This window comes from Leisingera aquaemixtae, assembly GCF_019801145.1.
GTDB lineage: Bacteria > Pseudomonadota > Alphaproteobacteria > Rhodobacterales > Rhodobacteraceae > Leisingera > Leisingera aquaemixtae_A.
On the sequence record NZ_JAHVJQ010000006.1, the window covers coordinates 24,193 to 38,189 of the forward strand.

The 13,997-nt window shown below is 64.4% G+C and carries 15 protein-coding genes; 12 read left to right on the forward strand and 3 right to left on the reverse strand.

From position 1 onward, the window contains the following. Nucleotides 1–81 precede the first annotated feature (81 nt). Nucleotides 82–1,266: a DNA-processing protein DprA gene (dprA, locus tag KUW17_RS15100; RefSeq protein ID WP_222480578.1), complete on the reverse strand. Its 1,185-nt coding sequence runs from the start codon at nucleotides 1,264–1,266 to the stop codon at nucleotides 82–84. 229 nt (nucleotides 1,267–1,495) lie between these two features. Then, nucleotides 1,496–2,917, reverse strand: coding sequence for a metalloprotease TldD (gene tldD, locus KUW17_RS15105; RefSeq protein ID WP_222480580.1), 1,422 nt, complete (start codon nucleotides 2,915–2,917; stop codon nucleotides 1,496–1,498). Between tldD and KUW17_RS15110 the strand changes: the two genes are divergently transcribed. The 12 genes from KUW17_RS15110 to KUW17_RS15165 all read left to right on the forward strand — a co-directional run bounded on the left by KUW17_RS15110 (nucleotide 2,916) and on the right by KUW17_RS15165 (nucleotide 13,209). Continuing rightward, nucleotides 2,916–3,203: a hypothetical protein gene (locus KUW17_RS15110; protein ID WP_222481186.1), complete on the forward strand. Its 288-nt coding sequence runs from the start codon at nucleotides 2,916–2,918 to the stop codon at nucleotides 3,201–3,203. The genes tldD and KUW17_RS15110 overlap by 2 nt on opposite strands. Then, nucleotides 3,115–3,960, forward strand: a complete 846-nt coding sequence (gene coxB, locus KUW17_RS15115) for a cytochrome c oxidase subunit II (protein WP_222480583.1) — start codon at nucleotides 3,115–3,117, stop codon at nucleotides 3,958–3,960. Before KUW17_RS15110 ends, coxB begins: the two co-directional genes overlap by 89 nt. 94 nt (nucleotides 3,961–4,054) lie before the next feature. Then, a complete protein-coding gene (cyoE, locus tag KUW17_RS15120; protein WP_222480585.1) occupies nucleotides 4,055–4,996 on the forward strand; it encodes a heme o synthase in 942 nt (313 codons plus the stop codon). A gap of 1 nt (nucleotide 4,997) precedes the next feature. After that, nucleotides 4,998–5,162, forward strand: a complete 165-nt coding sequence (locus KUW17_RS15125; RefSeq protein WP_222480587.1) for a cytochrome C oxidase assembly protein — start codon at nucleotides 4,998–5,000, stop codon at nucleotides 5,160–5,162. Continuing rightward, nucleotides 5,162–5,749, forward strand: coding sequence for a cytochrome c oxidase assembly protein (locus KUW17_RS15130; protein ID WP_222480589.1), 588 nt, complete (start codon nucleotides 5,162–5,164; stop codon nucleotides 5,747–5,749). Before KUW17_RS15125 ends, KUW17_RS15130 begins: the two co-directional genes overlap by 1 nt. A 23-nt stretch (nucleotides 5,750–5,772) precedes the next feature. Continuing rightward, a complete protein-coding gene (locus KUW17_RS15135) occupies nucleotides 5,773–6,582 on the forward strand; it encodes a cytochrome c oxidase subunit 3 (RefSeq protein WP_222480591.1) in 810 nt (269 codons plus the stop codon). A gap of 130 nt (nucleotides 6,583–6,712) precedes the next feature. Beyond that, nucleotides 6,713–7,381 (forward strand): SURF1 family protein, encoded by a 669-nt coding sequence (locus KUW17_RS15140; RefSeq protein WP_222480593.1) that lies wholly within the window; start codon nucleotides 6,713–6,715, stop codon nucleotides 7,379–7,381. A gap of 19 nt (nucleotides 7,382–7,400) precedes the next feature. Continuing rightward, nucleotides 7,401–8,789, forward strand: a complete 1,389-nt coding sequence (thrC, locus tag KUW17_RS15145) for a threonine synthase (protein ID WP_222480596.1) — start codon at nucleotides 7,401–7,403, stop codon at nucleotides 8,787–8,789. Further along, entirely contained in the window at nucleotides 8,786–10,048 is a 1,263-nt protein-coding gene (locus tag KUW17_RS15150; protein WP_222480597.1) for a M16 family metallopeptidase, read from the forward strand. The genes thrC and KUW17_RS15150 overlap by 4 nt, the downstream gene beginning before the upstream one ends. After that, nucleotides 10,048–10,638: a GNAT family N-acetyltransferase gene (locus KUW17_RS15155; protein WP_222480600.1), complete on the forward strand. Its 591-nt coding sequence runs from the start codon at nucleotides 10,048–10,050 to the stop codon at nucleotides 10,636–10,638. Before KUW17_RS15150 ends, KUW17_RS15155 begins: the two co-directional genes overlap by 1 nt. A 286-nt stretch (nucleotides 10,639–10,924) precedes the next feature. Next, a complete protein-coding gene (locus tag KUW17_RS15160; RefSeq protein ID WP_222480602.1) occupies nucleotides 10,925–11,749 on the forward strand; it encodes an MBL fold metallo-hydrolase in 825 nt (274 codons plus the stop codon). 41 nt (nucleotides 11,750–11,790) lie between these two features. Further along, entirely contained in the window at nucleotides 11,791–13,209 is a 1,419-nt protein-coding gene (locus tag KUW17_RS15165; protein WP_222480604.1) for an FAD-binding oxidoreductase, read from the forward strand. Between the two features lie 220 nt (nucleotides 13,210–13,429). On the opposite strand, the gene KUW17_RS15170 is transcribed toward KUW17_RS15165, so the two are convergent. Beyond that, complete coding sequence (locus KUW17_RS15170) at nucleotides 13,430–13,969, reverse strand: adenine phosphoribosyltransferase (protein ID WP_222480606.1); 540 nt, start codon at nucleotides 13,967–13,969, stop codon at nucleotides 13,430–13,432. Nucleotides 13,970–13,997 lie beyond the last annotated feature (28 nt).

Below are 13,997 nucleotides of genomic sequence, written 5' to 3' on the forward strand. Positions count from 1 at the left end.
TCGGGGCTGCCGGATCGGTGCCCCGCACAGCCCGGCTGAGGCCCTGTTCCGCTTGCCGGCAGGCGCATGACGCAAGCGTGGTCAGTCTTGATCCTCCTCCGGGAAGGCCTTGGTCAGCAGCCCGCCGGGCTGGCGGCGGATGGCTCCCTCCAGTTCCAGATCGGTCAAAGCCGGGGCCACCTGCTGCGGCGGCAGCGCCAGATCGCGGATCAGCTGCATCTCCGAAGTGGGGGAGGGGCCGAGCCTGCCAAGGATCTGCTGGTGCAGCGCGAGGGTGTCTGCCAGGCTGCGCCGTTCGGGCGGTGGAGGCGGCAATGCAGCCAGGGCCGATTGCAGGTCATCCGGAGCCGACGCCGGAACCGGAGCTGCCATCTGCGGCGGCAAGGCCTCCAGCACGTCATTCGCGTCGCGGACCAGGGTGGCACCGTCGCGGATCAGCCGGTTGCAGCCGGAGCTGCGGGCGTCAAACGGGTGGCCGGGAACCGCCAGCACCTCGCGCCCGTAATCCAGCGCATCCCGCGCGGTGATCAGGCTGCCGGATTTGGTCGCCGCCTCGACCACCACCACGGCACTGGACATTGCTGCGATGATCCGGTTGCGCTTGGGGAAGTCGCGGGCCTGCGGTGTCAGCCCCATCGGCTGTTCCGACAGCCGCAGGCCGGTTTCACTGATGTCAGCCGCCAGCCGGGCGTTTTCCGCAGGGTAGATTACATCCGCCCCCCCGGCCAGCACCGCAACCGTGCCGGTTTTCAGGGCGGCCTGATGCGCTGCCGTGTCGATGCCGCGGGCCATGCCCGAAACCACGGCAAACCCGGCCTCGCCCAGGCTCTGTGCCAGCGAGCGGGCCATGCGCAGCCCTAGCGAGGAAGCATTGCGGGCACCGACGAGGGAGACCATCGGACGCTTCAGCACCGACAGGTCGCCGATGGCCCATAGCACCGGCGGTGCATCTTTCAGGCCGGCCAGGGGTTGGGGGTATTCGGGGTCCGAACAGCACAAAAGCCGCGCTTTGGCGGCTTTTGCGGCTTTGATTTCGGTGTCGACCGCTTTGGCAGGGCATATTTCATACCCCTTGATGCCTGCGGAGCGTGCCACTTCGGGCAGCGCATCCAGCGCGTTCTGCGCTGAACCGTATTCTGCGAGCAGCCGGTGGAATGTCACCGGGCCGATCCGTTTGGAGCGCAAAAGGCGAAGCCAGGAGTACCGGGTCTCTTCCGTGGTGGGTGGGAGTGGGGGGTGAGTGGAAGAATGTGCTTCTTCGGTCATCCGCAGCTCCGCCTGTTTGCAGCATCAGAATTAACCTTGAGGGGGTTAACAGGTGGTGAACGGCTAAAGGTTTTTTAGCAAAGCTCCGAAAATTTCCCTAAGTTTCAGAAATTATTGGAAAAAAGAAAGATCAATCATTGATTGTGCGTTTGGTTTCGGATGAAACAGAGCGGTGAAAGCGGGGGAAATCCCCCGCTTTTTGCGGCATTCACACGGATTTGCTGCGAATTTACGCGGCCGAGCCGCCCACGGTCAGCCCGCCCATCAGCACCGAGGGCTGGCCGACACCGACCGGCACCCATTGACCGGCCTTGCCGCAGTTGCCCATGCCGGGATCCAGCGCCATGTCGTTGCCGAGACCGCGAATCTGCTTGAGCGCGGTGGCGCCGTCGCCGATCAGGGTGGCGCCCTTCACCGGCGCGCCGACCTTGCCGTCTTTTACCCTGTAGGCCTCAGTGCAGGAGAACACGAACTTGCCATTGGTAATGTCGACCTGGCCGCCGCCGAAGCCCACTGCCCAAATGCCGTCCTTGATGCCCGCCACCAGATCACCGGGATCGGCCTCGCCGCCCAGCATGTAGGTGTTGGTCATCCGCGGCATCGGCGCATGCGCGTAGCTTTGGCGGCGCCCGTTTCCGGTGGGGGAGACCCCCATCAGCCGCGCGTTCTGACGGTCCTGCATGAAACCGACCAGGATGCCGTCCTCGATCAGCGTGGTTTTCTGGCTCGGCGTGCCTTCATCGTCTACCGTAATGGAGCCGCGCCGGTCCGGGATGGTGCCGTCATCCAGCACGGTGACTCCCCTGGCTGCGATCTGCTGGCCCATCAGGCCTGCAAAGGCTGAGGAACCCTTGCGGTTGAAATCGCCCTCCAGCCCGTGGCCGATCGCCTCATGCAGCAGGATGCCGGGCCAGCCGGGGCCGAGCACCACGTCCATTTCGCCGGCCGGGGCAGGGACCGCGTCCAGATTGACCAGGGCGATGCGCAGCGCCTCCTGCACCTGGGCCTGCCAGTGCCTGGGGTCGACCAGCCCGTCGAGGCCCAGCCGCCCGCCGCCGCCAGCGGAGCCGCTTTCGCGGCGGCCGTCCTTTTCGACGATCACCGAAACGTTCAGCCGTGCCATCGGGCGGGTGTCGCGCACCCGCACCCCGTCGGCCCGCAGGATCTCCACCTCCTGCAGCGAGGCGGCCAGTGACGCGGACACCTGCACCACGCGTTGATCCAGATCACGTGCATAGGCATCAATTTCGCGCAGCGTCTCCACCTTGACCGGGAACGGCATGGCGCTGATCGGATCGGCATCGGTGTAAAGTTTCTTGTTGGTCGCCTGCGGCGGGTCCGCGTAGATGCCGCCGCCCTCGCCAACCGCCAGCTTGGCGGTCTCCGCCGCCCGCTTGAGCGACGCGATGGAGACGTCGGTGGAGTGGGCATATCCCGCCACATCACCGTTAACGGCCCGCAAACCAAAGCCTTCGGAAGCATCATAGCTGGCACTGCGCAGCCGTCCGTCGTCAAATGACAGGGCCTCCGATTTGCGGCGCTCGGCAAAGATCTCGCCATCCTCGGCCCCGTTCAGCGCATTGCGCAGGGCGGCCAGCGCCTCATCCTCCGGAAGCGCGGTTTCAAAGGGACGGAAGGCTGGGTTTTCCATGGCACGGTCCTCAGATTTTTTTGATCTAAATCAAGAAAGCGACGGTTTGACGCTTGGCTGCCTCTTTATCTGCACGCCCGAATATGATTTTAAGCTGCGTCAAAGACAACGGGGCAGGTGCGTTTTGTGGAATCAAGTGATTCCCCTGCATTTCGTGCTGCCGCAGGAACAATGCGATCAACCGATCAGGACAGAACATGAAAAACGCTTTGATGCTTTCGGGCCTTTTCGCCGGCCTTTCGAGCCTTCCAGCCATGGCGCAAGAAGGCCTGAAAACCATTGGTAAGCCGGTTGACGGCGGGCTGAACTTCCAGCCCGCGGCAACCTCGCTGGCGGACGGCCTGCAGCGGCTGGACTACATGATCCTGGTGATCATCACCGCAATCTGCATCTTCGTGGGCGGCCTGCTGCTGTGGGCGATCGTGCGTTTCAACAAGCGCGCCAATCCGACCCCGGCCAAGTTCAGCCACTACACCCCGATCGAGATCGCATGGACCGTGATCCCGATCCTGGTGCTGGTGTTCATCGGTTCCTTCTCGCTGCCGCAGCTGTTCGCCCAGCAGGAGATCCCCGAAGGCGACATCAACATCAAGGTGACCGGCTACCAGTGGTACTGGGGCTATGAGTACACCGACCACGAATTCGGCTTCGAAAGCTTCCTGCTGCCCAAGGACCAGCTGGCTGCAAACGGCTATGCCGAGGACGAGTACCTGCTGGCCACCGACACCGCCGTTGTCGTGCCCTCGGGCAAGACCATCGTGATGAACGTGACCGCAGCCGACGTGATCCATTCCTGGACCATCCCGGCCTTCGGCGTGAAGCAGGATGGCGTTCCGGGCCGTTTGGCACAGCTGTGGTTCAAGGTCGACGAAGGCAAGGAAGGCATCTACTTCGGCCAGTGCTCCGAGCTGTGCGGCAAGGACCACGCCTACATGCCGATCACCGTCAAGGTCGTGACCCAGGAAGAGTATGACGCCTGGCTGGAAGGCGCCAAGGAAGAATACGCGGGCATCCCGCAGGCCTACCAAGTGGCTTCCAACTGATACGCGCAGGTGGGGTGTGAAGACGCTCCATGTGCTACAGTGACAAGATCAGGGTGCGCAGCGATGCGCACCTGTTGCCGCCAAAGGACCCAAGATGAGCGACGCAAGCATCAACGCAAGCCGGGCATATGAGGACGAGGCCAGCTTTGGCGATTACTTCGCCCTGCTGAAACCCCGCGTCATGTCGCTGGTGGTGTTCACCGCTCTGGTGGGGCTTCTGGCTGCGCCGGTACCGGTGCACCCCGTTGTCGGCTTTTGCGCCATCCTGTTCATTGCTATCGGCGGCGGCGCTTCCGGCGCCCTGAACATGTGGTGGGATGCCGACATCGACAAGGTGATGAAGCGCACCAAGTCCCGTCCGATTCCAGCCGGCAAGATCGAACCGGGGGAGGCGCTGGCCTTCGGCCTGGCGCTGTCCGGGCTGTCGGTGATCATGCTGGCGCTGGCTGCCAATGTCTTTGCCGGCGCGTTTTTGGCCTTTACCATTTTCTTTTACGTGGTGGTCTACACCATGTGGCTTAAGCGGGCGACGCCGCAGAACATCGTGATCGGCGGTGCCGCGGGGGCCTTCCCGCCTGTGATCGGCTGGATCGCGGCCACCGGCAGCATGTCGGTTGAGCCCTGGCTGATGTTCCTGCTGACCTTCATGTGGACGCCGCCGCATTTCTGGGCGCTGGCACTGTTCATGCGCTCGGATTACGACGACGCGGGCGTGCCGATGCTGACCGTGACCCACGGCCGCCGCGCCACCCGGGTGCATATCCTCTTCTACACCGTGCTGCTGGCGGTTCTGGCCGTCGGCACTGCCTTCTCCGGCATCGGCGGGCCGATCTACCTGGCCGCGGCGCTGGTGATGAACGCGCTGTTCCTGCATGGCGCCTGGAAGATCACCCGCCGCGACGAAGACGATTCCGAGGCGGACAATTTCAAGGTGGAGCGCAGCTTCTTCAAGCTGTCGCTGCTGTACCTGTTCCTGCATTTCGGCGCCATCTTGGCCGAGGCCCTGCTGAAGCCCTACGGGCTGGGAGGCTGGTAATATGGCCCTGCGCAAGGAACACGACGTGCACAAGCGGCGCTCTGGCCTCAACAAGGGGGTCGGCATTTCGCTGGCGGCCTTTGTGGTGCTGATCATGGCGCTGACCATGGTCAAGGTGACCTCCAACAGCTTCAAGTTCCCCGACGCACAGGGAGAGCAGAACTGATGGCTCTGCAGGGACCCAAGAAGACTGTTGTCCAGCTGGTCGGCGTTGTCGTCCTGATGGGCGGCCTGTCCTGGGCCTCGGTCCCGTTCTACGACTGGTTCTGCCGTGTCACCGGCTTTGGCGGCGTCACTGGCGTTGCCAGCGCGGGTTCCGACACCGTCCTGGACCAGACCATCAAGGTCCGCTTCGACGGCTCCAAGCAACGCGGCATGCCGTGGGAGTTCAAGCCGGTCCAGCGCGAGATGGAGATCAAGCTCGGCGAAACCGGTCTTGCCTTCTATGAGGCCTACAACCCGACCGACCGCCCCGTTGCGGGGCAGGCGTCCTACAACGTGGCGCCTTATCAGGCCGGCGGTTTCTTTGAGAAAATCGACTGCTTCTGCTTTACCGAGCAGGTGCTTCAGCCCGGGGAGCGGGTGCAGATGCCCGTGACCTTCTACGTCGACCCGGAAATCATTGACGACCGGGACGCAAAATACGTGCATACGATCACGCTGTCGTACACGTTCCATGAAATCGATCTGCCCGAGGGCTATGCCGCTCTCGACACCGGGGATAACACCGGGGCAGGCGCAACCACGAACTAGGCCGCTAGGTGAGGGACACTTAAATGGCGCACGCTAAAAATCACGATTATCACATTCTGCCGCCGTCGATCTGGCCGCTGGCTGCCGCTGTGGGCACCTTCGTCATGCTGGTTGGCGCGGTGTTCTGGATGAAGGGCATGACCGCCTGGGCCTTCTGGATCGGCTTTGTCGCGGTTCTCTACTCGGCCTTCGCCTGGTGGTCGGAAGTTGTTGCCGAAAGCAAGGTCGGCGACCACACCCCGGTTGTCCGCATCGGCCTGCGCTACGGCTTCATCCTGTTCGTGATGTCCGAAGTCATGTTCTTCTTCGCCTGGTTCTGGTCGTTCTTCAAACACGCCATGTACCCGATGGAGACCTATATCGGCACCGAGTATGTGGCGCCGGACATCGTGCCGGTCGACCCGTTCCACCTGCCGCTGATCAACACCCTGATCCTGCTGCTGTCCGGCTGCGCCGTGACCTGGGCGCACCACGCGCTGGTGCACAACAACGACCGCAAGGCGCTGGTGCAGGGCCTGGCCATCGGTATCGTTCTGGGCATCGCCTTCACCGCGCTGCAGGGCTATGAATACGCTCACCTGCTGCACGAAGGCTGGCAGTTCGGCGGCGACGAGTTCTACTCGAACTTCTTCATGGCCACCGGCTTCCACGGCTTCCACGTGATCATCGGGACCATCTTCCTGACCGTCTGCCTGGTCCGTGCCATGCGCGGCGACTTTACCCCGGAACAGCACGTCGGGTTCGAGGCGGCTGCCTGGTACTGGCACTTCGTGGACGTCGTCTGGCTGTTCCTGTTCTTCGCCGTCTACATCTGGGGCACCTCCGGGCTGTAACAGGCGGCCTGTAATGGGCGGTTTGTAACGGTTACATGTTTGCGGTTGATTATCCGCAGGCATGAGGCCACACACGGGGCGCGCAAGGGACACCTTGCGCGCCCCGAGTTTTTGAAGCGGAGCGGCAGAAATGCGGCGTGTCATCTTCCTGTTGATCATCAGCGGCGCGGGCCTGGCTGTGCTGATCGGACTGGGCAGCTGGCAGCTGCAGCGCAAGGCTTGGAAGGAAGACATCCTGGAGACCATCGCGGAGCGCATTGCAGGCGAGGCCGCTGAAATGCTGCCGGAAACGCCGGACCCGGAAACGGACAAATACCGCCCGGTCCGCTTGAAGGGTGAGATCGGCGCGGCGGAGCTGCATGTCCTCACCTCGATCAAGGATATCGGTCCCGGCTACCGTGTGATTTCTCCGTTCACTTTGGAGGACGGCCGCCGGATCCTGATCGACCGCGGCTTTGTCCCGGTGAAGGAAAAGCAGGCCGCGCGCCTGTCCGGCCCCGCCGCTATCGAAGGCAACATTCACTGGCCGCAGGAAACCGACAGCTACACGCCCGCGCCGGATCTGGCAGGCAACATCTGGTATGCCCGCGACACCGGACAGATGGCCGCGCAGCTGGGCTCTGAGCCCGTGATGATTGTCCTGCGCGCGAGCCCGGAAGGGGAGGCAGGCCTGCGTCCGGTTCCGGTTTCCACCACCGGCATTCCCAATGACCACTTGCAATATGCGATCACCTGGTTTTCGCTGGCCCTGATCTGGGCGGCGATGACCATCTACTTCCTGCGGCGCAGCCGCCCTTGAACCTGAAGAGCTGAAGGCGATGAAATATATCTCGACCCGGGGCCAAGCGCCCGAGCTGACCTTTGAAGACGCGATGCTGACCGGCCTGGCCCGCGATGGCGGCCTCTATGTGCCCGCGGAAATTCCGCAGATGTCGCATGACGACATCGCGGCGCTGGCGGGCCTTTCGTATGAGGAAACCGCCTTCCGCGTGATGCGCCCCTTCCTGGGCGACTGTTTCACTGACGAGGAATTCCGCGGCATCATCTCCCGCGCCTACGAGGGTTTCGGCCACGCCGCCCGTGCGCCGCTGAAGCAGCTGGCGCCGAACCATTTCCTGCTGGAGCTGTTCCACGGCCCGACGTTGGCGTTCAAGGATTTCGCCATGCAGCTGATCGGCCAGCTGTTCCAGGCCGCCCTGGAGCGCCGCGGCGACCGGGTGACCATTGCGGGCGCCACCTCCGGCGATACCGGTTCTGCCGCCATGGAAGCCTTCCGCGGCCTCAGCAATGTGGATGTGTTCATCCTCTACCCGCATGGCCGTGTCTCTGAGGTGCAGCGCCGCCAGATGACCACACCGCAGGACGCCAATGTGCATGCGCTGGCCGTGGATGGCGACTTTGATGACTGCCAGGCGCGTGTGAAGGACATGTTCAACGACTTCGACTTCCGCGACGGCGTGAAGCTGGCGGGTGTGAACTCGATCAACATCGCGCGGGTGCTGGCGCAGGTGGTTTATTACTTCTCCTCCGCCGTGTCGCTCGGTGCGCCGCAGCGCAAGGTGAGCTTTACCGTGCCGACCGGCAATTTCGGCGACATCTTTGCGGGCTTCATCGCCAAGCAGATGGGCCTGCCGATCGACCAGCTGGTGGTCGCCACCAACCAGAACGACATCTTGCACCGCTGCCTGTCGGGGCAGGGGTACTACAAGGGCGAAACCCAGCCCTCGATCTCTCCCTCGATGGACATTCAGGTCTCGTCGAACTTCGAGCGCGCGCTGTTCTATGCCTATGGCAAGGACAGCAAAGCCATCGCCCAGCTGATGGATGAGCTGAAGAACGGCGGTTTTGACGTGTCGCAAGGCGCGATGCAGGCGCTGGCGGAAAATTACGTCTCCGGCCGCACCTCCGAGGCGGAAACCCTGGCGACCATCAAGTCCGAGCTGGCAGCCTCGGGCGAGCTGCTGTGTCCGCATGGTGCGGTTGGCGTGAAGGTCGCCAATGAGCATCGCAGCGCAGAGGTGCCGATGATCACGCTGGCCACGGCGCACCCGGCGAAATTCCCTGCGGCTGTGGAAGAGGCCAGCGGCATTCATCCGCCCTTGCCTGCGCGCATGGCAGACCTGTATGAGAGGCCGGAACGGGTCACCCGGATCGCCAACGATCTGGCTGCCCTCGAGGATCACATCAGAAAGAACATCGCGAATTGACAGTTCAGCAGCACACACTCGCCAACGGGTTCCGTATCGTCTCCGAGCATATGCCGGGTCTGGAATCCGCGGCGGTCGGGATCTGGGTGACAGCGGGCGGCCGCCACGAGCGGCTTGAACAGAACGGCATCGCCCATTTCCTGGAGCACATGGCCTTCAAGGGCACCAAGACCCGCACGGCCCTGCAGATCGCCGAAGAGATCGAGGATGTGGGCGGTTACATAAACGCCTACACCTCGCGCGAGGTGACGGCCTATTACGCCCGTGTGCTCAAGGGCGACGTGCCGCTGGCGGTGGATGTGATCGGGGACATTCTGCTGAACCCCGTGTTCGACCAGCGCGAAATCGAGGTTGAGCGCGGGGTGATCCTGCAGGAGATCGGCCAGTCGCTGGACACGCCGGATGACGTGATCTTTGACTGGCTGCAGGAGGAAAGCTACCGTGGCCAGCCGTTGGGCCGGACCATCCTTGGCCCGGCGGAGCGTGTCCGTGCGTTCTCGCGCGAGGATCTGGAAGGCTTTGTTGCCGAGCATTACGGCCCGGGCCAGATGATCCTGGCGGCGGCGGGCGGCGTCGACCACGATGCGCTGGTCAAACTGGCGGAGCAGCTGTTTGGCCATATGGAGGCCAAGCCGGACTTCACAGCCGAGGGCGCGACATTCACCGGCGGCGAGGCGCGGCAGGTGAAGGACCTGGAGCAGGCGCATTTCGCGCTGGCCTTCGAAGGCCCGGGGTACCGCGACCAGTCGATGTACACCGCGCAGATCTATGCCAGCGCGCTTGGCGGCGGCATGTCCTCGCGGCTGTTCCAGGAGGTGCGGGAGAAGCGCGGCCTCTGCTACACGATCTTTTCGCAGGCGGGCTCTTACGCCGATACCGGCTCGATGACGGTCTACGCGGGCACCTCCGGTGAACAGCTGGAAGAACTTGCAGGCATCACCATCGACGAGATGAAGCGCGCCGCCGACGACATGAGCGACGCCGAGGTCGAACGCGCCCGCGCCCAGATGAAGGCCGGGATGCTGATGGGGCTGGAAAGCCCCTCGAACCGGGCGGAGCGGCTGGCGAGGCTGGTGCAGATCTGGGGCAAGGTGCCGTCGCTGGAGCGCACGGTGGAACGCATCAATGCAGTGACCACCCAGGACGTGCGCGGCTTGGCTGAGATCATGGCGGTATCGGCGCCTGCGGCGCTGGCGCTTTATGGCCCGGTGGCGGACGCCCCGGCGCTGGAGAGGCTGCAGGAGAGGCGCGCCGCCTGATGCTGCTCACCCGCCGCAAGGTCCGCATCGAAACCGAGCGCCTGACCCTCAGGCCGCCGGTGCATGCGGATTTTCACGGCTGGGCGGCACTCCGGCTGCAAAGCCAGCCCTATCTGACACCGTGGGAGCCGAGCTGGGCGGCGGATCACCTCAGCCGCAAAAGCTTTACCAACCGGGTCTACTGGGCGCGCCGCTCGGTGTCCGGCGGCACCGCGCTGCCGCTGTTCCTGGTGCGCCGGTCCGATCAAGTTCTGGTGGGGGCGATCACGCTGGACAATATCCGCCGCGGCCCGGCGCAGGCGGGCACGCTGGGGTACTGGACCGGGCTGCCGTTCGCGCGCCAGGGCTACATGCGCGAAGCGATCGGCGCGGTGGTGCATCATGCCTTCACCAAGCTGGACCTGAGCCGGATCGAGGCCGCCTGCCTGCCGGAAAACCAGGCGTCGCGCGGATTGCTGGAGAAATCCGGCTTCAAATATGAGGGCGTTGCCCAGTCCTATCTGCAGATCAACGGCCGCTGGCGCACCCATGTGCTTTATGCCTCCCTGCGCCACGACCGCCGCGGCAAGACGCTGGCGGGGCAGGCCTAGCCGGCGCTGCCGCCGCAGAACGGGGAGAACTCCCGCCCGTCGCTGCCGCATTGAAAATGCAGCGCTCCCGTTGGGCCAGGCGCCGCACATGCGGCGCGGCGCAAGAAGGCCTTGCGGCAGGAGAAACCAAGAGACCCATGCGCCAGCCGCGCCGGGCCGCAGGCCCCGCGCCACGCCCAACTGCGATGCAGAATGTTCACTTCTGCCGGAGCAGGCGGGAGCGCCTCGCCCTGAATTTTCAGTGAACAGGGCTGACAACACCGGATTGCGCCCTAGAACCTGCCTCATGCGCGGTCACATCAGCCTTCTTTGCCTGATCCTCTGCACCAGTGCCATGCAGGCGCAGGAGCGGCGGCAAAGCCATTGCATTGCGCTGGCACAGTCTGCACCGGGACTGGCCTACCTGCAGCAGGCTAGCTGGCAGGACCCGGTTGCAGCGGACAGCGTGCATATCCGCTACATCGCCCATGCCTCTTTTCTGCTGCGCACCGAAGGCGGGCTGAATGTGGTCACCGATTTCACGGGCTTCACCGGCGCTGCGCCGCTGATCCCGGATGTGGTCACCATGAACCACGCCCATGAGACCCATTGGACTGCCCATCCCGACCCGGCCATCCCGCATGTGCTGGAGGGGTGGGGGCCGTTTGGTGCGGGCATCGACCATCACCTTGACCTAGGCGAGATGCTGATCCGCAATGTGCCCACAGACATCCGCAACATGTTCGGCGGGGTCGAGGAACGCGGTAATTCGATCTTTGTCTTCGAGGCCGCGGGCCTGTGCATCGGCCATCTGGGCCACTTGCATCATGTGCCGACACCAGAGCAATATGCAGCGCTTGGGCGGCTCGACGTGGTGATGGCGGCGGTGGACGGCGGTATCACCCTGCCGCTTGATCAGATGCTGGAGGTGCTGGGGCGGCTGCGGTCCTCGGTTATCATCCCGATGCACTGGTTCAGCGACTACTCGCTGGAGCGTTTCCTGGCCAAGATCGGCCCGGAATTTGATGTGGTGGATGAGGGCAACAGCGAGTTGTCGGTGTCCCTGCGCAGCCTGCCGGGCCGCCCGACCATTCATGTGCTGCGGCCCAAGTACCTTTTGGAAGAAGAGTAAGTTGGCTTGCCAGCCGCAGGGCCTTGCGGCATGGATAAGGCATGAAACTGAACCCCGCCGACGCTGCCTTTTCCTCCCGCCTTTCAAGCCTGCTGCCTGAAGGCGTGCTGCGCGCTGCTGAACCGCGTTACCTGGAAGAGCCGCGCGGCCGCTTTCAGGGGCAGGCGGGGCTGCTGGCCCTGCCGCGCAGCGTGGAGGAGGTGTCCATCCTGGTCCGCAAAGCCAATGCCGCCCGGGTGCCGGTGGTGCCTTATGGCGGCGGCACCGGCCTGGTTGGCGGCCAGGTGATGCCGGACGGGCCGGCTCCTCTGGTGATCTCGCTGGAGCGGATGGCGGCGATCCGGGCGGTTCATGCCCGGGAGAATGTGCTGATCGCCGAGGCCGGCGCCATTCTGGCCGACGTGCAGGCGGCGGCGCAGGCGGCGGGCCGCTTGTTCCCGCTGTCGCTGGCGGCCGAAGGCTCCGCGCGGATCGGCGGCAACCTCTCGACCAATGCCGGCGGTGTTAACGTGCTGCGCTACGGCAATGCCCGCGACCTCTGCCTGGGGCTGGAGGCGGTGCTGCCGACGGGCGAGATTTGGCACGGCTTGTCGCGGCTCAGAAAAGACAACACCGGCTATGACCTGAGGAACCTCTTGATCGGGGCCGAGGGCACCCTGGGCGTGATCACCGCTGCCGCGCTGAAACTGTCGCCGATCCCGGCGTCGCAGGGCACAGCGGTCTTTACCGTGACCGATCCGCAGGCGGCCATTGATCTGCTGGCCCTGGCCCGGGATCACGCGGGCGAGGGCGTCAGCGCCTTTGAGCTGATCCACCGCCAGGGGCTGGCGTTCCTGGCTGAGACGCTGCCGCAGGTCCGCCAGCCTTTTGCGGACGCGCCGGAGTGGTGCGTGCTGATCGAGCTGGGCCTGCCGCGCGGGCTGGAGGCGGAGGACACTTTGGCTGCGCTGTTTGAAGCCGCCGAGGCGGCGGGCCTCGCCAGCGACGGGGTGATTGCCCAGTCGGACAGCCAGCGGCAGATGCTGTGGGCCGTGCGCGAGCATATCCCGCTGGCCAACAAGGCCATCGGATCGGTCTCCAGCCATGATATTTCGGTGCCCATTTCGGAAATCCCGGCTTTCATCGAACAGGGCAGAGCGGCGGTTGCCCGGCTTGGCGATTTCCGCATCAACTGCTTTGGCCATCTGGGCGACGGCAACCTGCACTACAACGTGTTCCCGGCCAAGGGCCGCAAGCGGGAGGACTATGACTCCTCGCGCGATGCGGTCAAAGCGGCGGTGCATGATCTGGTGCAGGCCTTCGGCGGCTCCTTCAGCGCCGAGCACGGGGTGGGGCGGATGAAATCAGGCGATTTGGAGCGCTACGGCGACCCCGCCAAGCTGGCCGCGATGCGCGCCATCAAACAGGCGCTGGACCCCAATGGCATCATGAACCCGGGTGCGGTGCTGCGCGTGGAGTGATTTGGTCTGGTATCTTTGGGGGGCTCCCGCACCCGCGGCTGCCCGGCTTTGCCGGACCGCCTGGCGGCTTTGGGCCCGGCGCCGCGCATCCGCGCGGCGCGCCCCTGCCGGCCCAAGGGGCCTGAAGGGGCCATGCCCAACGGGAACAGCCTTTCCCTGGAAAGGCGCCTGACCGGCGGGAGCCTTCCGGCCTCGCATAGATGCAGTCAGGGGCGGATGTTCAGAGGCCCTCGAACTCGCAGAGCACATGTACGTCCATGCCCATGTCCTCCAAGAGTTTGCGCCCGCCCAGTTCCGGCAGATCGACGATGAAGGCGCAGGAGATGATCTCACCGCCTAGCCGCTCGATCAGCTTGATGCCCGCGCCCGCGGTGCCGCCGGTGGCCAGCAGGTCGTCCACCACCAGAATCTTCTCACCCGGCTTGATGGCGTCGTCATGGATCTCCACAATCGCCTCGCCGTATTCCAGCTTGTAGTCCTGGCTGATGGTGGTGCCGGGCAGCTTGCCCTTCTTGCGGATCGGCACAAAGCCGGTGCCGAGCTGATGGGCAATGGCGCCGCCCAGGATGAAGCCGCGCGCCTCAAGCCCCACCACCTTGTCGATCTGCTCACCGGCGTAGGGGTGCAGCATCTGGTCGATTGCCATGCGAAAACCCCGGGTGTCGGCAAACAGCGTGGTCACATCGCGGAACATGATACCTTCATGCGGGAAGTCGACGATGGTGCGGATGTAGTCCTTGACGGCAGGCTTCTTGGGCATGGGCGGGCTCTCCCTTGGCGGAACGGCA